Annotated in this window: 18 protein-coding genes and 2 pseudogenes; 17 read left to right on the top strand and 3 right to left on the bottom strand. The window is 59.3% G+C overall.

Features of this window, described 5'->3' with window-relative positions; genetic code table 11:
- Nucleotide 1: 1 nt before the first annotated feature.
- The 10 genes and pseudogenes from BINDI_RS03545 to metF all read left to right on the top strand — a co-directional run.
- Nucleotides 2-1,072 (top strand): annotated as a pseudogene (locus BINDI_RS03545) (glutamate synthase subunit beta); the annotation flags it as partial.
- Nucleotides 1,073-1,156: 84 nt separating this feature from the next.
- Nucleotides 1,157-1,567: pseudogene (locus BINDI_RS07770) on the top strand (FAD-dependent oxidoreductase); the annotation flags it as partial.
- Nucleotides 1,568-1,654: 87 nt separating this feature from the next.
- Nucleotides 1,655-2,110 (top strand): hypothetical protein, encoded by a 456-nt coding sequence (locus tag BINDI_RS03540; protein ID WP_033490127.1) that lies wholly within the window; start codon nucleotides 1,655-1,657, stop codon nucleotides 2,108-2,110.
- A gap of 48 nt (nucleotides 2,111-2,158) precedes the next feature.
- Nucleotides 2,159-3,052 carry an ABC transporter ATP-binding protein gene (locus tag BINDI_RS03535; RefSeq protein WP_033490125.1) on the top strand — a complete coding sequence of 298 codons (894 nt, stop codon included), beginning with the start codon at nucleotides 2,159-2,161 and terminating at the stop codon, nucleotides 3,050-3,052.
- 154 nt (nucleotides 3,053-3,206) lie between these two features.
- A complete protein-coding gene (locus tag BINDI_RS03530) occupies nucleotides 3,207-4,970 on the top strand; it encodes an ABC transporter ATP-binding protein (RefSeq protein ID WP_033490124.1) in 1,764 nt (587 codons plus the stop codon).
- Nucleotides 4,970-6,922, top strand: coding sequence for an ABC transporter ATP-binding protein (locus tag BINDI_RS03525; RefSeq protein ID WP_237742919.1), 1,953 nt, complete (start codon nucleotides 4,970-4,972; stop codon nucleotides 6,920-6,922). Before BINDI_RS03530 ends, BINDI_RS03525 begins: the two co-directional genes overlap by 1 nt.
- Complete coding sequence (locus BINDI_RS03520; protein WP_033490123.1) at nucleotides 6,922-8,046, top strand: tRNA (adenine-N1)-methyltransferase; 1,125 nt, start codon at nucleotides 6,922-6,924, stop codon at nucleotides 8,044-8,046. Before BINDI_RS03525 ends, BINDI_RS03520 begins: the two co-directional genes overlap by 1 nt.
- Nucleotides 8,047-8,118: 72 nt before the next feature.
- A complete protein-coding gene (locus BINDI_RS03515; RefSeq protein WP_033490121.1) occupies nucleotides 8,119-8,679 on the top strand; it encodes a SixA phosphatase family protein in 561 nt (186 codons plus the stop codon).
- Between the two features lie 148 nt (nucleotides 8,680-8,827).
- A complete protein-coding gene (gene metE / locus BINDI_RS03510) occupies nucleotides 8,828-11,152 on the top strand; it encodes a 5-methyltetrahydropteroyltriglutamate--homocysteine S-methyltransferase (RefSeq protein WP_033490120.1) in 2,325 nt (774 codons plus the stop codon).
- Between the two features lie 49 nt (nucleotides 11,153-11,201).
- Nucleotides 11,202-12,077: a methylenetetrahydrofolate reductase [NAD(P)H] gene (gene metF / locus BINDI_RS03505; RefSeq protein WP_033490119.1), complete on the top strand. Its 876-nt coding sequence runs from the start codon at nucleotides 11,202-11,204 to the stop codon at nucleotides 12,075-12,077.
- Between the two features lie 61 nt (nucleotides 12,078-12,138).
- On the opposite strand, the gene BINDI_RS03500 is transcribed toward metF, so the two are convergent.
- From BINDI_RS03500 to BINDI_RS03490, 3 genes are read right to left on the bottom strand one after another with little or no spacing between them, the layout of a single operon-like run.
- Entirely contained in the window at nucleotides 12,139-12,528 is a 390-nt protein-coding gene (locus tag BINDI_RS03500) for a hypothetical protein (protein WP_033490118.1), read from the bottom strand.
- 12 nt (nucleotides 12,529-12,540) lie between these two features.
- On the bottom strand, nucleotides 12,541-13,359 hold the full coding sequence (locus tag BINDI_RS03495; RefSeq protein ID WP_033490117.1) for an ATP-binding cassette domain-containing protein: 819 nt from the start codon (nucleotides 13,357-13,359) through the stop codon (nucleotides 12,541-12,543).
- A 35-nt stretch (nucleotides 13,360-13,394) separates the two neighbouring features.
- Entirely contained in the window at nucleotides 13,395-14,588 is a 1,194-nt protein-coding gene (locus tag BINDI_RS03490) for an ROK family transcriptional regulator (RefSeq protein WP_052108751.1), read from the bottom strand.
- A 258-nt stretch (nucleotides 14,589-14,846) separates the two neighbouring features.
- Between BINDI_RS03490 and BINDI_RS03485 the strand changes: the two genes are divergently transcribed.
- From BINDI_RS03485 to BINDI_RS03455, 7 genes are all read left to right on the top strand, one after another.
- Entirely contained in the window at nucleotides 14,847-16,001 is a 1,155-nt protein-coding gene (locus BINDI_RS03485) for a substrate-binding domain-containing protein (RefSeq protein ID WP_033490116.1), read from the top strand.
- A 74-nt stretch (nucleotides 16,002-16,075) separates the two neighbouring features.
- Nucleotides 16,076-17,632, top strand: a complete 1,557-nt coding sequence (locus BINDI_RS03480) for an ATP-binding cassette domain-containing protein (protein ID WP_033490115.1) — start codon at nucleotides 16,076-16,078, stop codon at nucleotides 17,630-17,632.
- A gap of 62 nt (nucleotides 17,633-17,694) precedes the next feature.
- Entirely contained in the window at nucleotides 17,695-18,864 is a 1,170-nt protein-coding gene (mmsB, locus tag BINDI_RS03475) for a multiple monosaccharide ABC transporter permease (protein WP_231570946.1), read from the top strand.
- A 106-nt stretch (nucleotides 18,865-18,970) separates the two neighbouring features.
- Complete coding sequence (locus tag BINDI_RS03470) at nucleotides 18,971-19,222, top strand: hypothetical protein (RefSeq protein ID WP_052108750.1); 252 nt, start codon at nucleotides 18,971-18,973, stop codon at nucleotides 19,220-19,222.
- 66 nt (nucleotides 19,223-19,288) lie between these two features.
- Nucleotides 19,289-22,399 carry a bifunctional [glutamine synthetase] adenylyltransferase/[glutamine synthetase]-adenylyl-L-tyrosine phosphorylase gene (locus tag BINDI_RS03465; RefSeq protein ID WP_237742918.1) on the top strand — a complete coding sequence of 1,037 codons (3,111 nt, stop codon included), beginning with the start codon at nucleotides 19,289-19,291 and terminating at the stop codon, nucleotides 22,397-22,399.
- 154 nt (nucleotides 22,400-22,553) lie between these two features.
- Complete coding sequence (gene pyrB / locus BINDI_RS03460) at nucleotides 22,554-23,510, top strand: aspartate carbamoyltransferase (protein WP_033490874.1); 957 nt, start codon at nucleotides 22,554-22,556, stop codon at nucleotides 23,508-23,510.
- Complete coding sequence (locus BINDI_RS03455) at nucleotides 23,507-23,920, top strand: aspartate carbamoyltransferase regulatory subunit (RefSeq protein ID WP_033490111.1); 414 nt, start codon at nucleotides 23,507-23,509, stop codon at nucleotides 23,918-23,920. The genes pyrB and BINDI_RS03455 overlap by 4 nt, the downstream gene beginning before the upstream one ends.
- Nucleotides 23,921-23,935: the final 15 nt, after the last annotated feature.

Raw genomic sequence — 23,935 nt, 5'->3', positions numbered from 1 at the left:
CATGGCAGATCCCAAAGGATTCCTCAAGGTCCGTACCCGGCATGAGCTGGCGGAGCGACCCGTCGCCGAGCGGCTCCGGGACTGGAACGACGTACATGCCGAGTCGGGTCTTCAGCCCTGGACGACCGAGCAGGCGGCCCGCTGCATGGACTGCGGCACCCCCTTCTGTATGACCGCATGCCCCCTGGGCAACATCATTCCCGAGTTCAACGACCTCGTGCGCCAGGGCAAGTGGGACGATGCCTATGACCGCCTCTCGGTGACCAACAACTTCCCTGAGGTGACCGGAAGGATATGCCCGGCCCTGTGTGAATCCTCCTGTGTCCTCTCCATCCACCAACCGGCAACGATGATAAAACTGGACGAACAGACCATCATCGACCAGGCTTGGAAACTCGGACTGGTGCGTCCCAAGCCCCCGCAACGGCTGACTGATATGACCGTTGCCGTGGTGGGTTCTGGTCCCGCTGGACTGGCCTGTGCCCAGCAGCTGACTCGCGCCGGTCACACTGTGGTCGTCTATGAACGGGCCGATGCCATAGGCGGACTGATGCGGTACGGGATTCCCAATTTCAAGTTGGAGAAGTCTCTCCTGGACCAGCGCATCCAGCAGATGGAATCAGAGGGGACCCGCTTCCACACAGGTGTTGAAATCGGTCGCGACATCGGCTGGGACGAACTGCGCTCGCGGTATGACGCCGTGGTAGTGGCGATCGGATCCACGGTCCCCAGGAAGGTCGACCTGCCGGGCGGTGGCCTGGAGGGTATCCACTACGCCATGGACTATCTGCCTGACCCCACCCGTGAACTGATGGGTAAGGCACCGCTGCACAACATCGATGCCAGAGGCAAGGACGTGGTCATCATCGGGGGAGGGGACACGGGTTCCGACTGCCTGGGTACGGCCCTGCGTCAGGGAGCCAGGTCTGTCACGGTCCTTCAGATACGCCCCTGCGAACCCACGGAACGCCCGGACGACCAGCCCTGGCCCACCTACGCGAGGCTCTACCAGAAGACCACTTCCATGGCTGAAGGCGGTACCTATGAGTACAGCGTCGACAGCCTGGAGTTCCTGGACAGGGACCAGGCACTGCGCTCCTCCGGGTTGGACGAGGGCGATCCCCGGGCCCGGGTCGACAGGGTCATGGCACCTGCAGGGTTTGAAGAGGACGGGCAGGGCCATATCAGCGGTGTCCGAATCGTCAAGGTGGAGGAGGACGACCTGCATCACCTGGTTCCCGTCGAGGGGACCGAGCGGGTACTGCCGGCCGACCTGGTCTTGATTTCCGTGGGATTCGCCCACCCTGAGACCGGTACCCTGACGGATCAGACGCAGGTGAACCTGGACCAGCGTGGAAACGTGGCCCGTAACGACGGGTATGCCACCAACGTTGATGGTCTCTTCTCCTGTGGTGACGCCGGCCGGGGTCAGTCCCTGGTTGTTTGGGCCATCGCCGAGGGACGTTCCTGTGCGGCCTCGGTGGACCGCTACCTGACCGGGGCAACAGAGCTGCCGGCCCCTATCGTATCTTCGCAACGCCCGATGGCTCTTCCCATCGCACGCTAAGATAGGTTGGTACGGTATCCGGATGGTACGCCACATGCTGGCGGCCATCCGGTTCATTGACGAGCAACGGATTATTGGAGGCGTGCGATGACCAACCGCGCGGAACGCAGGGCACAGGCCAAGCGCAGTCGTAGGGGAGGACAGGACTCATACCGGGGAGCCGATCGTGGCCGGGCCGGAGTGATCGATGAAAGGACCTTCCAGGAGCGCTCCCGCAGGCTTGCAGCGGGTGAAAGCGGGGAATGGAAGCCCAGGGGCCACTCCGAACTGCCTGATGAAAATCCGGTCGGCAACCCCAACTATCGCAATCCCAAGCTGGTCAAGGCCCCTCACTCTCTGCGACAGTGGTTGCGCATTTTCGCCTGGATGCTGATCATCGGCTCGGGCATCGCCTTCCTGGTCTGCATGTGGTTCCCCTCCATTCCGCTATGGGGCACCATCACCATGGCCGGTGTCTTCTGTTTCGGAATCGTCCTGCTCTTTTTCGTTGGAGGCTCATACAAGGACAACCCCAACCTGGACTCCTACGGTACGGCGGTGTGACGAACCCAGGTCCAAAGGTCCGAGATTACTGAGAGGTCGTGGAGGAACATGGCGGGTAGCAAGGGGACTGCAAAGCGCGGGTCGGATACCGTGGAGCGCCGGGAACCTGCCATCAGGCTCAAGGACGTCCAGTACAGGCGTCAGGGACGCATCATCCTCGACCATGTCGACTTTGAGATAGGCCGGGGTGAGAAGTGGGTGCTCTTCGGCCCCAACGGCGTGGGGAAATCAACGCTCATCTCCATGATGAGCACCCGAGGTTTTCCGTCAAGCGGCACCGTTGAAATCCTGGGAAATCGTCTGGGCAAGGTGAACGTGTTTTCCTACCGGTGGAGGATAGGCCTCGCTTCGGCCGAGCTGGCCAAGACCATCAACCCCCAGGAAGACCCTTACGATGTGGTTCTGACCGCCTTCAGCGATACGACGGGCCGGTGGCGTGAAGAGTTCACACAGGGTCAGGAGGATGCCGCCATGCAGCTCATGGACCGGTTCGGTATCGCCTACCTGCGTGGAAAGCGGATGTACAGACTCTCTGAGGGGGAGCGGGGAAGGGTGCTGATATGCCGGGCCCTCATGGCCAATCCTGATCTGCTCATCCTTGATGAGCCAACGACGGGTCTGGACCTAGGTGGACGTGAGCTGGTTCTCAAGGCCCTGAGCCGTATCGGGCAGGAGGACAAGGACAGGACAGTCGTTCTGGTCACGCATCGTCTTGAGGAGATTCCAGAGGGCTTCGACAAGGTGGCCATGATGGGGCGCCGCCCCATGTCGGATTCCGTCCGCGCCCAGACCCCAGGCGATCCGGACCCCGGCACCATAACATTCCAGGGGCCGGTCGAGGAGGGGCTGACAGGAGGCCGACTGAGCGACCTATTCGGCCTGAACCTGAAGGTGATACATGACGAAGGCCGTTGGGGCGCCTTCGCCACTGCAACGGTCTGAAACCAGAGGGACACAGCCCTGCCTCCTGGCTTGATTCCCGCCCCTAAACTCAGCTCAAGGAAAAGCAAAACTCCCTTACATCCTGCTGTTGTACACTAAAACGGTTTCTAGTCCTGATAGCGCCGGGGACGCGCATGCTCGGAAGGGTGTTGAAGTGCTTAAGATATGGACCCGCTACTTGAAACCCTACTGGATACAGGTTCTTGTGCTGGTTATCTTCCAAGTTGCACAGACCGCGCTTAACCTCTACCTGCCCAACCTCCAGGCGGACATCATCGACAAGGGCGTGGCCATTGGCGACCAGGGCGCCATTTACCGCATCGGCTGGCAGATGATGGGTGTCACGGCCCTCCAGATCATCGCCAACATCGTGGCCGTCTACTACGCCACCCGGCTGGCCATGAGGATGGGATATGAGCTTCGGCGTGACCTGTTCTCCGCGGTCGAAGGATTCAGCCTTAACGAGATAGAGCGTTTCTCTGCGGGATCCCTGATAACCCGTACAACCAATGATGTTCAACAACTGCAGATGACCACCATGCAGACCCTCATGATCATCCTCCAGGCACCCGTCATGCTGGTTGGCGGACTGGTTCTGGCGCTGCGTCAGGACGGCCCGCTCACCTGGTCCCTTGCCGTCATCATCCCGGTGATTCTGGTTATCGCCTTCTTCCTGCTGCGGCAGATGGGGCCGCTCTTCACCCGGATGCAGAATATGCTGGACTCGGTCAACCGACTTGTTCGCGAGCAGATTTCCGGCGTCAGGGTCATCCGGGCATTCGTCAGGGAAAAGACCGAGGCGCAACGATTCGACAAGGCCAACAAGGATGTCTATGACGTTCTGATTTCGACCGGCCGCCTGATGAGCATGCTGGTACCCCTGCTCTGGTTCTTCCTCAACCTCTCCAACATCGCCATCATGTGGTTCGGTGGCAAGCGGATTGAATCGGGCGGGATGCAGATAGGTGCCCTTCAGGCCTTCATCCAGTATCTGATGATCATCCTCTCGGGCCTGGTGATGGCCGCAATGATGTCGGTCATGCTGCCTCGTGCCACCGTGTCGGCAAAACGAATCAATGAGGTTCTTGAAGCGACCAGTGAAATCCGGGCTCCTGAGAATCCGTACAGGCCCGAAAACCCGAAGGGGGTGCTTGAGTTCAAGCATGTCGGCTTCTCCTACCCTGGAGCAGAAGACCCCGTCCTCAGCGACATATCCTTCTCGGCCAGGCCCGGCACCACTACGGCCATCATAGGGGCGACGGGTTCGGGCAAATCAACCATAATTCGTCTCGCCAGCAGGATGTTTGACGTGACTGAAGGTGAAATTCTGGTTGACGGGCACAACCTGCAGGAGTACGACCCCGACCAGTTGGCCACCCTGTTCGGACCGGTGCCCCAGAAGGCCAATCTCTTCACCGGAACCGTCCGCAGCAATATGCTGTTCGGAGACCCCGACGCCAGTGATGAACAGATATGGCAGGCCCTGAACATTGCCCAGGCTGCGGACTTCATCAAGGAGAACCCGGCAGGATTGGACGCCCGCGTATCCGAGGGTGGCACCAACTACTCAGGAGGTCAGAAGCAACGACTCTGCATGGCCCGAGCCATTCTTCGCAACCCTCTGATCTACACCTTCGACGATTCCTTCTCCGCTCTTGACATGACCACGGACCGGGCCCTCCACCAGGCCCTGGTTCCGGTGACCCGGCACGCCACGCAGATTGTCGTGGCGCAGAGGGCTGCCTCAATCCGTACGGCCGACCAGATCCTGGTCCTTGACCAGGGCCGGATAGTCGGTACGGGTACCCATGACCAGCTCATGAAAACCTGTGCCACCTATCAGGAAATCGTTGAATCCCAAGGAGGACAAGGACCGGACGTGGAGGATCTCAGCATCGACGAAGGGAGGGCCGAGTGATGACGTCGGAGATCGAGATGTCACAGGCCCCCGTACTGCCGAAAGGCGAGCGGAGACATACTGTTTCGCGTCTGGTGCGTTATCTCCTGGCCAGCCCCTGGAGAGCCGTCCTCATGATTCTTGCCGGTATGGCCGCCGTGGCTTTGATCGCCATCGGTCCCAAGATCATGGGCCAGGCCACCAACGTCCTTTTTGAAGGTGTTTTGGGAACGATGCTGGTCAAGATGGGTGTCAAGCCCGGAACGCCCAAGGAGGTTGTCGTCTCCCACCTGGAAAGCAGGGGAGAGGACAAGTTCGCGCAGATGATCGCATCCATGGATGTTCAGGTCGGTGTGGGGATTGACTGGAATCGCCTCGCCGCCATCCTGATTTTCGTCACCTGCGTCTATGTGGTCTCCATCCTGGTGCGTCTGGTCCAGAACTTCCTGATGACCAGGCTGGTCTCCGATGCGGTCTACACCATGCGTCGGCAGATCGAGGAAAAGATGGACCGTCTGCCTCTGGAGTACTTCGACCGGACACCGCGTGGCGAGGTCATGAGCCGAACGACGAACGATATCGACAACATCTCGGGCAATCTTCAGGAGATTCTTGGCGAACTGCTCTTCTCGGTCTTTTCGCTCATCGGTGCCTTCATCATGATGCTGACCATATCGCCCCTTCTGACGCTCATTGCCTTCGTCATCATCCCGGTCATGGCCCTGTGCGCTGGCATCATCCTCAAGAAGACCCAGCCCCAGTTCACCCGGCAGTGGATACAGACCGGCCATGTCAACAGCCATGTGGAGGAGATGTTCTCAGGCCACATGGTGGTCAGGGCCTTCGGCCACCAGGAAGCGGCTGAGGCGGAGTTCGAGGAGAAGAACCGAGAACTCTATCAGGCCTCATTCAAGGCGTCCTTCTTCTCGGCCCTGGTCACGCCCATGTCGACCTTCTTCGGAAACCTGAGCTTCGTGGTGGTGGTGATCGTCGGAGGGGTTCACGTGCTGAGCGGAACCATGACGCTCGGTGGCCTCCAGGCATTCACCCAGTACACGCGTCAGGCTTCACAGCCCATCGGCCAGCTGGCCTCCATGGGTACCATGCTCCAATCCGCCCTCGCCTCCTGCAAGAGGGTGTTCGAATTCCTTGATGAGCCTGAGGAGCGTCCCGACCCGGATCGCCCCGATTACCTGGGCAAGGATGGCAGTGGACACATTGATGGGCTGGTCCGTTTTGATCACGTCCGCTTCTCGTACAAACCGGAAGAACCACTGATTACGGACCTGACCATCGAGGCCAAGCCCGGCCAGACCATCGCCATCGTGGGGCCGACTGGTGCCGGCAAGACCACCCTGGTCAACCTCCTGATGCGTTTCTACGATATTCAAAGCGGGAGCATCACGATCGATGGGGTGGATATCTCCAAGGTCAGCCGCAAAGAGCTGCGAAGCCACTTCGGCATGGTCCTCCAAGACACCTGGCTGTTCGATGGAACGGTTCGCGACAACCTTCTTTACGGTCTGAATGAGGGAACGACCATCCCTGATGTGCAGATGATCGAGGGAGCCAAGGCCACCCATGTCGACGAGTTCATCAGGAAGCTGCCGGATGGCTACAACACAGTCCTGACTGAGGACAGCAGTGAACTCAGCCAGGGGGAGCGCCAGTTGATGACCATCTGCCGTGCCTTCCTGTCCGACCCCGATATCCTGATCCTGGATGAAGCCACCTCTTCGGTCGATACCAGAACGGAACTTCTGGTGCAGCAGGCCATGAACACCCTCCGCGCTGGCAGGACCAGCTTTGTCATTGCCCACCGGCTTTCGACAATCCGTGATGCCGACCTGATCCTGGTGGTCAACCACGGGTCGGTCGTCGAACAGGGCACACATGCCCAACTCCTGGAGAGGGGCGGAGCCTATGCCTCTCTCTACAACTCGCAGTTCACAGAGGGGAACGAGGAATCCTGATGGGTGTACGACGCGGTCCGCTGACCTATGGCGAGCGAGTGCAACTGACAGACAAAAAGGGCCGGTTGCTTACCGTCATGCTTTCGCCGAACGGGGTTACACAGACCGATAGAGGGTTTCTGCCCCATGACGACATGGTTGGTCTTCCCGAAGGATCGGTCGTCACCTCCATTTCCGCCAGCGCCTGGCATGACCGTCATGTCGGAGACGATGCAGACACGAGCGGGAGTGCACCGGCCGAGCGTGACCGTGCCAAGCCGTGGAAGTCGGCGCGGGCCATCGGCGGGTGGCAGTATACGGTCATGCGCCCCAGGTTGGAGGACTTCATCCTCTCCATGCCACGCGGGGCCCAGATCATGTACCCCAAGGACATCGCCCAGGTCATTTCCCTGGGTGATGTCAGGCATGGTATGCGCGTCCTGGAATCGGGAGCCGGATCCGGTGCCATGAGCCTCGGCCTGCTTGATGCCGTAGGGCCGGATGGGTCCCTCACCACCATCGAGATGCGGCCCGAGTTCGCTCGGGTGGCGATGGGCAACGCCACGGTCTACTACGGGAACCGCCCCGCCTGGTGGAATCTCCTGGTCGGTGATTTCGACACCAGGGCGGCTGGCCTGGACGAAGGCTACTTCGACAGAATCGTCCTGGACATGCTGGACCCATGGAACAGGCTGGATGCCGCTTATCGGGTACTGGCACCCGGAGGTGTGCTGACGGCCTACATCACGACGACCACCCAGATGAGTCGAATGGTCGAGTCGTTACGCAGGAGCGGGCATTGGACTGAGCCCGAGATTCAGGAAACGATGGAGCGATCCTGGAAGGCCGATGGGTTGGCGGTCCGACCGGAACATCAGATGATCGGGCACACCGGCTTCCTGGTGGTAGCCCGGGCCATGGCCCCTGGTCAGACGGCTCTTCAGAAGAAAATCCGGGCCACCAAGGACTACACGACCGACATCGACCAGGTGCAGGAAACACGAAAGGACGACCAGGATCTGGATTCCCTGGAGCTGCGGGATATCTCCGACAGGAAACTGCGCAAGGTCCTTCGTGATCTGGACAAGGAAATCGGCACCATGGACCAGTATCCGGGCCCAACAGAGGAAAGGTCCGACTCGTAGGGGTCGAATCTGTCATAATGGACAGGTCGGCTTTCTTGCGGAGTTGTCGACCCTTCGAAGAGAGGACTCGGAATGGGTGTCAATATCAAGAAGATCGCCAAACATGCTGGCAAGTGCACCTATACGTTGATGTTGATGCGCCATGCCAAGACCGAAGCCGAAGCTCCTGAGGGGGACAGGAACCGGCAGCTGACCGAGAAGGGACTCAAGCAGGCCAGAAAGGTGGGTAAGGGACTGGTCAAATTCGACCTGGTCCCCGACAGAATCGTCTGTTCAGGTGCCCGTCGCGCCCGCCAGACCCTGGACAGGATGCTCAAACCATTTGGTGATGGCCCCGAGGTGGACTACCGCGAGGACCTCTACGAGTCGGGAATGCAGGCTGTTTTCGACCAGCTGGCCGAGACCAAGCCCAAGCAACACAGACTCATGGTCATAGGCCATGAACCCATCATGTCGATTTGCAGCCAGTGGCTGGCCAAGCCCGAGTCCGACCCGGATCTGCTCGACCTTCTGAATCTCGGCCTCTCTCCGGCCAACCTGGTCATCTTCGGCTCCGAGAAGCCCTTCAAGGAGTGGCAGACCCACACTGCCCGTCTTCTGGGGATTCTGGAACCGCACGACTTCTCGAATTAGCCCGCCGAGACCTGCTGAATCGCTCTCCCGTAAGTGATTCGAATGGGTATCAATTGAATTTATAACGACACCTTACCCCCACCGATTACCTGGTCCTGACCGGCGCTGTTAACCTGACCTGAGATATCACCACCAATGGGGAGGTTTCATGTCAACCAGCACATCCGTGATCGGTTTCCCGCGCATCGGAGCACAGCGGGAGCTCAAGAAGGCCATCGAGGGCTACTGGAAGGGAAAGCTGGACCTGGACAGTGTCAGGGAAACGGCCCGTTCACTGCGTTCCGAGCACTGGAATCTTCAGAAGGAAGCAGGCATAGACCTGATTCCCAGCAATGACTTCAGTTACTACGACCAGATGCTGGACACAGCCATCCTGCTCAATGTGGTGCCCCGCCGTTACGCCGCTCTGGGTCTTGGCCCTGAGGATACGCTCTTTGCCATGGGCCGTGGCTATCAGGGTGATCAAGGCGATGTGACCGCCCTGCCCATGAAAAAGTGGTTTACGACCAACTACCATTACCTGGTTCCTGAAATCGATGCCGATACGCATGTGGAGCTTGCGGGTTCGAAGCCGTTCGACGAATATCAAGAGGCGAAGGACCAGGGGATCGCCACGAAGCCTGTGGTGATCGGTCCCTACACCTTCCTCAAGCTGGCACGTGGTCCCGAGGGGGAGAGAATCGAACCTGGACAGGATCTAGTATCGGCCTTGTCCAAGGCCTATGCCGACATCATCCGTCGTTTTGCCGACCTTGGCGCCGACTGGGTTCAGCTTGATGAGCCCTACCTGGTTCTTGACAAGGAGGACGGCGACCTGGACCTCTTCCGAAACCTGTACCGGGCCATTCTTCCTGCCAGGCAAGGCGGCGAAGGGTATGTCAGGATACTTCTGCAGACATACTTCGGCCATGTGGGGGACTGTCTGGCCTGTATCAATGAGCTGGGATTCGACGGTATCGGTCTGGACCTGGTCGAGGGACGTGACGAAAATCTGGCGGCTCTTAAGGAGCACGGGGTCAAGCAGGGGACCACTGTCTTCGCCGGTCTGGTCAACGGGCGCAACATCTGGCGAAACAACTATGCGGTCAGTCTGGGTATCCTCGATGCGGTCCGTCAGGTCACTTCGGATGTGGTCGTCTCCACCGCCTCATCCCTCCTGCATGTTCCCTTTACGGTAAGGAATGAGGAGGGGCTAGACGCCAAGACGGTCCGTCCCCATTTCGCCTTTGCCGTGGAGAAGCTGGATGAGCTGCATGACCTGGCCATCCTTGCGGCAGTCGATGACGAAGAAAAGAAGGATTCCCGCGTTCTGGCCGATAACCAGCGCCTCTTCGACGGTACCAGGGTGGAGAGGGACCAGGCGGTCTCCAACCGCCTTGATGCCCTGGACGAGCAGGACTTTGTCCGTCAACCTGCCCGGGCGGAGCGTCAGCGGATTCAGGCCGAAGAACTCGGTCTCCCTGATCTGCCGACCACGACAATCGGATCCTTCCCCCAGACCGCCGAGGTGAGGTCTTACCGCGCCAGACTGCGCAAAAAGGAAATCAGCCAGGAGGAGTACGACGGGTTCATCGCCTCGCAGATCGACCAGGTCATCGACCACCAGGAGCGGATCGGCCTGGATGTCCTGGTGCATGGCGAGTTCGAGCGCAATGACATGGTCGAGTACTTCGGGCAGAACCTGAATGGATACCTCTTCACCAAGAACGCCTGGGTGCAGTCGTATGGTACGCGTTGCGTCAAGCCCCCCATAGTATGGGGTGACGTCTCCCGCGCCAGGCCCATCACCGTACGGTGGAGTTCCTATGCCCAGTCACGTACCAAGCACGTGGTCAAGGGCATGCTGACGGGGCCCGTCACGATATTGAACTGGTCCTGGCCCCGTGAGGACATCACCCATGAGGAGCAGACGCGGCAACTGGCCCTGGCCATCCGCGACGAGGTGCTTGACCTGGAGGCTGCGGGTATCAAGGTCATCCAGATAGACGAGGCCGCGCTTCGCGAAAAACTGCCCCTGAGGCGCTCCGACTGGCACACGGGGTATCTGGACTGGGCGGTTCCCGCCTTCCGACTGGTTCATTCGGCCGTAAAGCCGACAACCCAGATTCACACCCATATGTGCTACTCCGAATTCAACGACATCATCAAGGATATTGACGCCATGGATGCTGACGTCATCTCCTTCGAGGCTTCCAGGTCTGATCTGACTGTTCTTGATGCCATCCAGGAGGCTCACTTCGAGACAGAAGCAGGACCGGGTGTCTATGATATTCACTCGCCCCGCATCCCCTCCGAGGAGGAGATCGTCGAGCGGATACATGCCATCCTTGACAAGCTGGATGCCCGAAAGGTCTGGATCAATCCCGACTGCGGGCTCAAGACCCGAGGCAATGAAGAGACCTGGCCCAGTCTGGAACATATGGTCGCTGCGGCCAAGCTGGTCAGGGAAGAACTGTCGTCGTCACAACGGTAACAATGGCGGCCGGTGGCCTGTCCGCCGACGGAAGCAGGGATGATTCATCATGCATGAGCCCATATTCTCGCTGGAAGTGTTTCCTCCGAAGCGCGATGCGCCGGTGGGGACCATCTACGATACCTTGGATGGTCTTGAGGGGCTCATGCCTGATTTCATATCCGTAACCTACGGCACGGGCAAGCAATCCGACCGTACAGCCACAGCAAGGATCGCCCGCACCATTCATACCGAGTACGGCATTCCCTCCGTGGCTCACCTTACGGCCCAGTACGCCGACAAGGAGATTGTTGACCAGGCCCTGGATATGTTCGACAGGGCCGGTGTGGCAGCGGTTCTTCCTCTGCGCGGGGACAGTGTGGAGGGGAGGACCCCTGCGGGGGTCTTCGATCATGCCAGCGACCTGGTGGCCTATATCCATGCCAAGCGCCCTGATATGACCATCTTCGGTGCCTGCTATCCGGAAACCCATCCAGAGGCGGCATCACCCCAGGCGGATTTGGACAATCTGAAGATCAAGGTCGATGCGGGTGCCTCCCATTTGATATCGCAGCTCTTCTACGACAACGATTACTTCACCGACTTCCTGGGCAGGGCCAGGGGGACGGGGATCGACGTGCCCATCGAGGCAGGCATCATGCCCATCACCAATGCCAGTCAGGTTCGCCATATGAGCGAGGTCTGTGCAGCGAGCATCCCTCCGGCGGTGAATACCATCCTGGACAGATGGGGCGATGACCGGACGAGTCTGCGGGAGGCGGGAATCATCTATGCATCTCAACAGATTGCCGACCTGGTCTCCCAAGGGGTGGACGGCATCCACCTGTATTCCATGAACCAGGCCGGTGTCACTCGTCGCATCTGGCACAATGTCCGTCACCTGTTCAAGGTCCGCCAGGCATCGTCATCGATGCTGAGTCTCTGACGGTGGCGAAGGACCTTATCGCCGGGTTGAACGATGATGCCCTCCCATGTCGGGACGGTGCTCAGCTTTTCTTTTTTGATTTCCCGGCAGGGGAGGACTTGTCTCCGGTTTGCTTCCCATGGGATTGCTTCTTGCCGGCTGCCGCCCGGTCGGATTCCACCTCAGGTTGCAACCAGGTGAACCTGGTCTGCATAACCGTCTTGACTGGTGGAACGATGCCAATGATGATTCCGGCTATCATGGCTGCGATGGCCGCCCAGGAGGCAGTATCCTGCCCGATGAGGATGAGCACCACTACCAGGCCGATGCCAATCAACGATGCCACCTGGGACCAGGTGCGCTGACTGGGGGTCAAGCGTTCGCTGTTCATGGGCATAAGACCGAGGAAAAATCCATCCAGAAGAGCCAGGATTCCGGCCCCGATGATGATGACATAGTCTGTTGACGGCAATTTTGCCACCTTTCAGATCTGGTCCAGGCATATCGCCCGTGTACCCCTGAGGGCGTGGGCACGGGCCTGTGCGTCGGTCAAGGCATCGATTCTCTCGGTTTCATTCATGACGGTTTCCGGGTCGATGCCGGATATCAGTGCGACAACCGTCTCATATGACGTTTTTGCGGTTTCGAGTACGCCGACGAGACGCCCCTGGCGCATGACGGCGATTCTGTCGGCCACGGCGAAGACATCTGGCAGGTCGTGGCAGACCATGACGATGCTCTGCCCCTCGGCCCTCATTCGTTTGATGTAGTTGAGGACCTCGGCGGTCTGCATGACCGAGAGCGCGGAGGTGGGCTCGTCAAGCAGTATCAACTGCGGGTTGTCCAGCAGGGTCCTGGCGATGGAAACGGTCTGCTTCTGCCCCATGGAAAGCGAAGCCATGGGCTGACCCACCCGAATGGCGGACGAGAGGGATTGGAGGACCTGGCGCGTCCTCTCCTGCATGGTCTCGTCGTCCCTGCGAAGGTGATTGTCGCGCAGCTCCTTGCCCAGGAAGAGATTGGCTGACACATCAAGGTTGTCGCAGAAACTCTGTCCCTGGAAGACCGCAGCCACGCCCAGCTGTGCGGCCGCCCGGATGGAGGGCAAGGTAACCGCTTCGCCCTGCCATTTCATGGTGCCTGAATCTGGGTGGAGCAATCCCGACATGATCTTGATCAGGGTCGACTTGCCTGCACCATTATCGCCTACGACGGCCAGCACCTCGCGATGCCGCACACTGAGACTCACCTGTTTAAGAGCATGAACGAATCCGAATTTGACTGAGATGTCACTCATCTCCATCAATGGCGTGACGTCACTCAAATCGGTCACCTCCTCTATGACGTTTGACCTGCGGATTGCGAGGACACAGCGATGTGTTCGTTGACCTTGTCGACTGCCATCATAGCCGCACCCAGCGCAGGGCCGGTAATCGGGTATCGGGCAGGCAGGACTTCCATAGGCACCATGGCATCGGGGAAGAGCATGCGTTGCAAGGTCTCCTGCAGTGGGTCCAGGAAGACCGAGCCGGTGGTTCCGAGTATGCCGCCAAGCACGACAACTTGGGGATCCACTGCGTTGCACAGGTCGGCGACCACGTTGCCTATGCGGATGGCGGCATCGGCAACGATACGCCGACAGCCCGGGTCCCCCTGGTTGACGCTGGACACCAGGTCTTCCAGGGTCATGGTGCCGTGGGTCACGCTCAGGAGGGAAACCAACCTGCTCTCGTCAACCACGGTGTTCAGGCATCCCCTGTTGCCGCAGATGCAGATGTCGCCGAGCGGATCGACCTGAACATGGCCGATTTCACCAGCCAGCCCCGTGGTGCCGCGCCAAGGTTCACCGTTGATGATGATTCCTGCACCGACTCCATCATTGGCGTGGACATAGACGAAATGGCGTTTTCCCGCTGCAATTCCCATTCGTAGTTCTGCCAAGGCCGCGTAGTTGGCATCGTTGTCAACGCTGACGGGCACGTTGAACGCCTCACGGAAGGTGCCTATGAGATCCTGGTTGTCCCATCCCTTGAGGATGCCCGGAATGGCAAGCTGATGTGTGCGGCAGTCCACTGGTGCTCCCAAGGCTATATCCAGCCCCACCAGCTCATCCATGCCGGCACCGATGGAAGTCAGCGTTTCCTTGATCAGGATCATGGCCCGCTCCAGCGTCGTGTCGGGCTTGTGATTGTGGGGAAGGGCGAGATTGTGCTCGGCCAGGATGGTGTGCGACGCATCGACCAGTTCCAGGCGCATCTCGTGACGCCCGATATAGAGCCCGACACCGAGTCCCTTCTGCCGCGCCAGCATGACCAGGGTTGCCCTACGGCCGTTTCGGGTCGTTGAAGAGGTCTCTAGAAGGTGCTGCTCACCCATTTGCCGAACCAGGTTCGAAATGGTGGCCGTCGAGAGTCCTGTGTTCTCGGCGAGTTCAATCTGGGTCATGGCACCGAATCTCCGAATGGTGTCCAGAAGCAGGGCGCGATTGGCCTCACGCAAGGAGGTCTGGGAGCCGAACAATCGATGTGCCATAAAGCTCAAGTGTAGCCAAGACCCCCAGTCCTCGGCACATGCTTGGCAATCCACACCGTCCGGCGCAAACGGAGCACTCCTATGAGCGATGTAAGAGCCGAGACGATACTTTAAGTTCATATAGATAATGCAAAACAGATTTATAGCAATTCTTGAATTGATGTTTTGAACACAAGGATGTATGCTGACTCCTGAACCTCATCATCGAGGCTGGTGGGCACAGCGGCCCACAGCGCATTCAAAGAAGAAGGAGTCTCCATGAAAATGATGAAACGTACTCTGGCGGCAGCGGTCGGTCTGGCCATGCTGGCTGGCCTGGGTGCCTGTGGCGGTTCCCGCTCGGGGGATAATGGCAGCGGTTCCGAAGCCGTGGGGAAGGGAGCGACGATCGGCGTTTCGATGCCCACCAAGTCCGAGGAGCGATGGAACAAGGATGGCAACAACCTGAAATCAAAGCTGGAGAAGGCCGGGTACAAGGTCGTGCTCTCCTTTGCGGACGACAAGCCGGCCCAGCAGAATGCCGATATCGAGAACATGGTCAACAAGGGTGCCAAGATAGTGGTGGTGGCCTCAAAGGACGGAACCGCAGTGGGGCCGGCTGTCGAGAAGGCCAAGGATGCGGGTGCCAAGGTCATCGCCTATGACCGGCTGATCATGAACACCAAGGCGGTGGACTACTATGCCACCTTCCAGCTGGAGCGCACAGGCGTACTGGAAGCGCAATGGCTGATCGACCAACTGGGTCTGGAGTCCGGAGCCAAGGGTCCCTTCAACGTTGAGCTCTTTACCGGATCGCCTGATGACAACAATGCCAAGTACTTCTTCAAGGGTGCCTGGGATCTCCTCCAGCCTTACTTCAAGTCGGGCGTTCTGGTCAGTCCCTCCCAGCATGGTGGCGGCGTGAACAAGGACTTCAAGCTGTCCGATTGGCAGAAGATCTCGGTCCAGTCCTGGAAGACGGAACAGGCGCAGAAGGATATGGAATCCATCCTGGACTCCACATATGCCCATGGCGAGAAGCTGGATGCGGTGCTCAGCCCCTACGACGGCATCAGCCAGGGCGTAATCAACGCCATCCAGTCCAAGCGTCCAGACATGCAGCCCAATTCTCCGAACTGGCCCAAGATCACCGGACAGGATGCGATGGAGATTTCGGTCGCGAACATCTCCAAGGGTCTCCAGGGTCAGACGGTCTTCAAGGACGTCAACAAACTGGCCGATGCCGTGTACGACATGATCATCGAGCTTGCCGAGGGCAAGAAGGTCTCGGGGCTGAACGGCAAGTTCAACAACAACACCATCGAGGTGCCTTCCAAGCTGCTTGATCCCAAGGGAATCACCAAGGAGAACCTGACGGATCTGGTCAAGGCCAATTACCTGACCCAGGACAGATTCGATCAGCTGACCAAGTAGTTTCACCGGTAGGTCCGTCATCGTGGGTCCTTCCCTGCTGGGAAGGACCCCGGTACGGACAGGAGGTAGCAGTCATGTCCCAACAGGACATCATCTTACGAATGAAGAACATCACCAAGACGTTCGGTCCGGTCACGGCCTTGTCGGATGTCACCATGGAGGTGCGCAAGGGCGAGATTCATGCCATATGTGGTGAAAACGGAGCCGGCAAGTCCACACTGATGAATGTGCTTTCGGGTGTGTATCCCTATGGAAGCTACAAGGGGGGGATCGAGTTCGACGGAAAGGGGTGCAGGTACCGCACCATCAATGACTCCGAGGCCGACGGTATCGTCATCATCCACCAGGAGTTGGCACTGAGTCCCTTCCTTTCGATTGCCGAGAACATCTTCATGGGCAACGAGCAGGCGAAAAGCGGAGTGATGGACTGGAACCAGACCCGGGCTAAGGCGGCCAGGCTCCTTGCCAAGGTGGGGCTGGACGAGAATCCTGACACCAGAATCATGGATCTTGGTGTCGGCAAGCAGCAGCTGGTCGAGATAGCCAAGGCCCTGTCGAAGAACGTCCGGCTGTTGATTCTGGACGAGCCAACAGCCGCGCTCAACGACGAGGATTCGGACCACCTGCTCAACCTGGTCAGGCAACTGAGGGATGACCAGGGGGTCACCAGCATCCTCATAACCCACAAACTGGGGGAGGTTGCGCAGATAGCTGACGGGGTCACCATCATCCGCGACGGGTCAACAGTCGGTTCCATGGAGATTACTCCTGAGAACCCGTTGGATCAGGACCTGCTGATTCAGAAGATGGTGGGAAGGGAACTGACCAATCTGTATCCGGACCATGAGCCCAGGATCGGGGATGAGGTCTTCAGAATCAAGGATTGGACAGTCCACCACCCCTTGGATCCCTCCAGGGTCATCGTGGACCACGCCAATCTGGTGGTCCATAAGGGCGAGATCGTCGGCTTGGCCGGACTCATGGGAGCCGGCAGGACAGAGATGGCGCGAAGCATCTTCGGTCGCTCCTACGGCAGTCACATCAGCGGAACCATCGAAATGCACGGTCAGGAGGTCCATCTGCACAGCGTCCAGGCCGCCATCGATTCAGGCCTGGCCTATGCCACCGAAGACCGGAAGGTCTATGGACTCAACCTTCTGCAGAACATCAGGGAGAACGCCTCCATGGCATCCCTGAAGAAGCTGAGCCGGTACGGCGTTATGAACGAGAACGTCGAACGCGGCGAGGTGGAGGAGTACCGCAGGGACTTCAACATCAAATGCAGCAACATCGATGTTCCGGTATCAACCCTGTCCGGCGGCAATCAGCAGAAGGTCATGCTGGCCAAGTGGGTCATATCCGACCCCGATGTGCTCATCCTGGACGAACCCACACGAGGCATCGATGTCGGTGCCAAGTACGAAATCTACGAAATCATCGACAAACTGGTCGACCAGGGAAAGGCCGTCATCGTCATCTCCTCCGAGCTCCCCGAGCTCATCGGCATCTGCGACCGGATATACACGGTCAGCCAGGGAGTGATAACCGACAACGTAGACCGTTGTGACTTCTCTCAGGAGTATCTGATGAAGGGCATGACACAGGATAAGAAGGGAGCAGTGACGCGATGAGCTCGCCAACCACTCAGAACAGGACCTCAAACCAGATCGAAGAGAATGCACCGGGCGAGGGGATGCTGGCCTCCCTGGCCAGCAACGCCCGCCAGTATGGAATAGTCGGCGCCCTTGTCGTCATCGTGGTCGTATTCGAAATCCTGACCAAGGGGGTCCTTCTCAAACCCAACAGCTTCGTTTCGCTGATTCAGCAGAACGCCTATGTGATCATCCTGGCCATCGGCATGGTGATGGTCATCATCGCCACCCACATCGACCTCTCTGTGGGTTCATTGGTGGCCTTCATAGGCGGTGTATGCGCCATTCTCATGGAGCACATGGGAGTCAACTGGATGCTGGCCATCCTCCTCTCCCTGGTGGTCGGTCTGCTTATCGGGGTTTGGCAGGGCTTCTGGGTTGCCGTGGTCGGCATCCCCGGATTCATCACCACCCTGGCCGGCATGTTGATCTTCCGCGGTCTGGCCACGGTCATCGTCGGTGAGTCCGTTCCCATCACCTCCCTAGAGTTCAGGGGAATCGCCCGCGACTACCTCCCCAATATCCTGGGATGGTGGGGGCCTTTCGACGGTCTTACCATCGTTCTCGGTCTGCTCTGCATCCTCGCCTATTCCTGGTCGCAGATATCCAAGCGCCGCAAGACCCTGGCTGTGGGCCTGGTTCCCGAGTCGAAGGGGCTGATGATCGGCAAGATCCTGGTTGCCTCCGTCGTCATCGTTTTCGTGACCTACCTCCTGGCCTCTTCCGGAAACGAGACCCAGGGAGGGACACCCATCATGCTGGTCATCGTTGCTGTCCTGGTCCTGATCTACAACTTCATCCTGACCAGGACGGTCTTCGGTCGTCATGTCTATGCAGTGGGTGGCAACCGAAAGGCCGCTGTGCTTTCGGGCATCAACGCCAAGCGGGTTGACTTCACCCTCTTTGTCCACATGGGCTTCCTGTCTGCTGTAGCCGCTATCTGCATGCTCTCCCGTCTGGCATCTGCAACTGCCCAGGCAGGTATGGAGTTCGAGATGGACGCCATTGCCTCCTGCTTCATCGGTGGAACGGCCGTTACCGGTGGTATCGGCACCATCCCCGGCGCCGTGGTGGGTGCTTTCGTGATGGGTGTCATCAACCAGGGCCTGTCGATCATGGGTGTTGATACGGCAATCGTCAAGACCATCAAGGGTCTGGTGCTGCTTCTGGCCGTCGCCATCGACGTCATGTCCAAGCGTCGCAAGAGCTGACCGGCGCCAAGGGCCTCCATGTACTGGCCCCGGGTCCCGTTTGCAAAGACGGGTGCCCGGGGCCGGCCCATAGGTTCCCATCTTGGTATCCACAGAGGAGTTTCATATGAAGATCAATGACAAGGCCCGCTCAAGGATGTACGGGCTTACTGCCGTGGCCTGCGCCCTTTGGCTGATCCAGTCGCTGGCGGAGGCATCGCGGGACGGAAGTCTGCTGAGCTGGTCCACCATTGTGTTCTCGCTCTGCCTGACGGTGGTGACGGCATACTGTGGAACCTGTGCCTGGAAGGAGGGCCGGAAGGCGGCCAGCGGGACCGTCGATGAGAACGGGCAGGACCAAGCAAACCCGGAGGAATGAGTACCCTGCTTCAACCTATGTCCGGGCACGCTCCATCTATATAATGCCGATAGGATACGGGTACGGATGAAGGACGGGGGTGGCGGTATGGCGGACGGAGGAGCAACACAGTTCAAGGCCTCGGATCTGATACGGCTTGGATTGCAGGACCTGGACCGTGCCAGGACGGATTTGGACCGCCTGGACCGGATTGGTCTTGACCCATACATCAAGCAAACCGCAATTGGTTCACTGGAGTCGGCCTGCGATCCGGATGCGGCCCTCTCCTCCCTGGTCATGGTCCTCGACCAGTACACCTCCAGCGGTCTGCCCGACTTCCTCCAGGAAGGGAACGATCGGGACGGCTCGGCAATCAAGTCACTTATCCGGGTTCTCGGAGCCTCCGAGGCCATGGGAAGACTGATGCGCTCCCGTCCATCTCTGGTTGAAGCCGTGGCCTGTGGCCCCTGTCGGTCAGGTGATTGTCCCCTCCAGACGAGGAAGGCCCTCATTTCCGATGCCCTTAGTCAGGCAAGCATGGGATTGTCGGGCCAGGAAGTCCTGGCTCGCCAGGTCGATACCCTACGTGCGCAGTACCGGTTGCAGCTTGCTGCGATTATGGCAAGAGACCTGGCTGCAGAGGAGCCTGAGAAGGTGCAGCCGGATATCAGCCGAGCTCTGTCCGATCTGGCCGAGGCGACTCTGGAGGGGGCCCTGGCCATTGCCGAAGGTCAGGTACCATCTTCCGACAAGTGCCGCTTCACTGTCATCGGCATGGGAAAGCTGGGCGCCGGGGAGCTGAACTATGTTTCCGACGTCGACCTTATTTATGTGGTGGAACCCGCGGGAGAGGTATCCGACCATGACCTGACCTCCATAGGTACCAAAATCGCCATCCTTCTCCAGAAGATATGCCAGTCCATCATCCCGGGCACCCTGGAGCCTCCGCTTTGGAAGGTCGACACCGCCTTGAGACCCGAGGGGAAGGACGGCCCTCTCGTCCGCCGGCTGGAGGCCCATGCCGATTACTACCGATCCTGGGCCGAGAGCTGGGAGTTCCAAGCACTGCTCAAGGCCCGCCCCGTGGCAGGGGATGCCGAGTTGGGGTCGGCCTACGCCGAGATGGCCCGGGAATTCGTCTGGAAGGCCTCGCAGCGCAGGAACTTCGTCTATGACTGTCAGGCCATGAGAGCGAGGGTTGAGCAGAACATACCCGAAAAGCTCAGGGAGAGGGAGATCAAACTCGGTCAGGGTGGCCTGCGGGATGTCGAATTCACCGTCCAGATGCTCCAATTGGTGCACGGGCCCAGTGATGAGACCCTGCGCGTCTCCTCAACCATCCAAGCCTTGTCCGCCTTGTCCAAAGGGGGGTACATCTCCCAAAAGCACGGGGAGGCCCTGGACGGCGATTACCGGTTCGAACGCGTCATGGAGCATCGCCTGCAGATGTGGCAACTCCGTCGAACGCACCTCTTCCCCGACATTCACCAGGGATCATCCAAGCACCGTCAGCGCCCCAGTCTCAGCGACCTTGAGGGGAACCCGGATTTGCGGCGACTTGCCAGGGCCTTCGGCCTCCATGCCGACCAGATGCTCGACAGGTACGAGGCCACCAGAATCCAGGTCCGCCAGCTCCACCAGGCCATCTACTTCCGTCCAATGCTCCCCATCAACGCCCAGGTGGATGAGGATGAGGTCAGTCTGCGACCGGATGCCGCCAGGGAGAGGTTTGCATCCATAGGGTTCACCGATCCAGACGCGGCCATTCGTCACATCGAGGCCTTGACCAGTGGTGTATCCCGGTCGGCCCGGATCAACCGGATTCTCATGCCTGCCGTCCTGAACTGGCTGGGGGAGGGGCAGGATCCCGATATGGGACTACTGGGATGGAGAACCTTGGAGGAGCACTTCGGCGGTAAGAGCACCTATCTGGGTTTTCTCAGGGACTCGACCTCGGCGGCCCGCAGGCTTTGCCATGTCCTCTCGAATTCAAGGTACCTCTCCGGCGCCCTGTCCAAGTCGGTCCAGTCCGTCACCTGGCTGGGCAGGGATGAAGACCTGCAGCCCAGAAGCCGGGAGAATCTTGACGACCGGGGTCATTCCTACCGGGTCCGTCACGCAGATCAGGCAGAGGCCTTCGCTTCGGCGATTCGAGCCATGCGTCGTCACGAAATCGAACGTATCGGCCTGGGGTGGATGAGCGGGGTCAACAATCAGGGGAGATGCCTGACAGGTATGGCGGACGTTTACGATGCCGCCATCGGAGCAGCTCTGGATTGGTCGGTGGATAATCGTCTCCATGAGGCCAGGCAGGATTCTGCACCCGCCGTCCTGTCCGTAATCGCCATGGGACGATACGGCGGCCGTGATGTGAACTTCAACTCGGATGCCGATGCCATGCTGATCTACCGTCCGGTACAGGGTGCCGACGACCAGAAGGCCGGCAACTTTGCGCGGGATGTGGTGACCGACCTCCGTTCGGTCCTGGGCGGATCCCTCACCCTGGAGCCGAAGATTGACCTGGATCTGGATCTACGGCCTGAGGGGCGAAACGGCCCTCTGGTCAGATCATTGGACTCCTACCGCGAGTATTACCGGTCCTGGTCATCGACCTGGGAGCATCAGGCCCTGATCAGAGCCAGGTTCGCCGCCGGAGACCAGGACCTCGCGCGGGAATTCCTGGACACGGTTGCAGACCCCCTACGATATCCGAATCAACTTCTGAGCGAGGAACAGGTGGGGGAGATACGCAGGCTCAAGGCGCGGATGGAGGCCGAGAGACTGCCGAGGGGGGTAAGGCGCGACCGGCACCTGAAACTCGGCAGGGGAGGACTCTCCGATGTCGAGTGGACGGTCCAGCTCCTCCAGCTCCGTCACGCCCACGACTGTCCGAAGCTCAGGGTCACAGCCACCATGCCCGCCCTGGATTGTCTGGAGGCTCAGAGTCTGATCGACCACGATGATGCCGAGGTCCTGAGAACCAGCTGGAACTTGTGCACAGCTGCCAGAAACGGGAACTTCCTATGGACGGGACGGGTCAACCAGGCCGACATTCTTCCGGATGACGGTTTCATACTTGGCGGTATCGCCGTGTACCTAGGCTATCCGGCCCACCGAGGGCAGCAGTTCGCCAACGAACTCCTGGCCGCCATGCGCCGTTGCCGGGAGGTCATGGAACGACTCTTTTACGGAAACTGACGTCGCGGAGGTCCCCGGGGCGGATTATGATTGTTCAGGTCACGCGAGGTGGCCACCTGAGAAAGGTGAGCCTTTGTCTGAACAGTTTGATGATCATTCGGGGGAATCCCCCTTCACAGATTCCGTTTTTCCCGATTCAGGTTCGGCTCCGACCCTGAAAGGTCGCAGCGTCGTCACCCTTGATGACATCCCCCTGCCTCGCATCGAGGATCTTCTGGATCGGGCTGCGTATATCGACTCACACCGGCGCGAGGTGGCCCATACCTGCGACGGACGGGTCTTGGCCACCCTGTTCTACGAACCCAGCACCAGAACGCGGTTGAGTTTCGAGACCGCCATGCTTCGCCTGGGCGGGCAGGTCATCGGGTTCGCCGGAGCTCAGCTGGCCAGTGTATCCAAGGGCGAATCCATCAGCGATACCCTGAAAACAGTCTCCAACTACGCCGATATCGTGGCCATGAGGCACCCCAAGGAGGGCGCGGCCCTGGTGGCTTCCCGCGCGGCTTCCGTCCCGATCATCAATGCCGGCGACGGAGGGCACATGCACCCCACCCAGACCCTGACCGACTTGGCGACCATTCGTGCCCGAAAGGGGCGGCTGACCCATCTGACCATCGGCATGTGCGGTGATCTCACCTTCGGTCGCACCGTCCATTCCCTGATATCCACCCTCTGCAGGTGGGGCCACGTGGACTTCGTTCTGATCAGCCCAGATGAGCTCAGAACCCCGGAATACGTCCTGGAACGCATAGACGCCTCCCCGACCTGCACGTATCGTGAAACCAGTGATTTGGGTGGGGCCATCGGCGACCTGGATATTCTGTACATGACCAGGGTCCAGAAGGAGCGCTTCTTCAATGAGGACGACTACCTGCGTCTGCGCGACACCTACATCCTCGACGAGGCGAAGCTGAGGTCCGCCAAGTCGGACATGGCCATCCTCCACCCCCTGCCCAGGGTCAACGAGATCACTACCGACGTGGATAAAGACCCACGCGCGGCCTACTTTGAACAGGTGCGCAACGGGATGCTGGTCAGAATGGCCTTGGAAAGCGCCCTTCTGGGCGATGAACTGCCCGGTTACGAAACGAAGATGGAGGTGGAAGCATGAAGGTCACCAGCATCGTTGACGGAGCCATCATCGACCATGTACAGGCTGGCACGGCCCTGAAGGTCCTGCACTATCTGCACGTGGACCCCGCCAGTACGCGGCTTGCCCTGATCATGAACACGGACAGCCGCAAGTATGGGCGCAAGGACATCATCAAGATCGAGCAGACCGATGACCTGGATCTGACGGCCTTGGGCTTCATAGCCCCCCAGGCCACGGTCGATCTGGTTCGTGAGGGGCGCATAGTCAGCAAGCACAAGCCGGATAGACCCAAGCATCTGGTCAATGTCATCACCTGTGTCAATCCACGATGCGTCACATCCGTGGAGCGCGGGGTTGATCAGCGTTTCCACCTGGATGATTCAGGAATCTACCGCTGTGACTACTGCGACGAGAAGGCAGAACTCTGAAGACCGAAGGAGTCA

The organism is Bifidobacterium [indicum] DSM 20214 = LMG 11587 (genome assembly GCF_000706765.1).
Lineage (GTDB): Bacteria > Actinomycetota > Actinomycetes > Actinomycetales > Bifidobacteriaceae > Bombiscardovia > Bombiscardovia coryneformis.
This window is presented reverse-complemented; position numbering and strand designations above follow the sequence as displayed.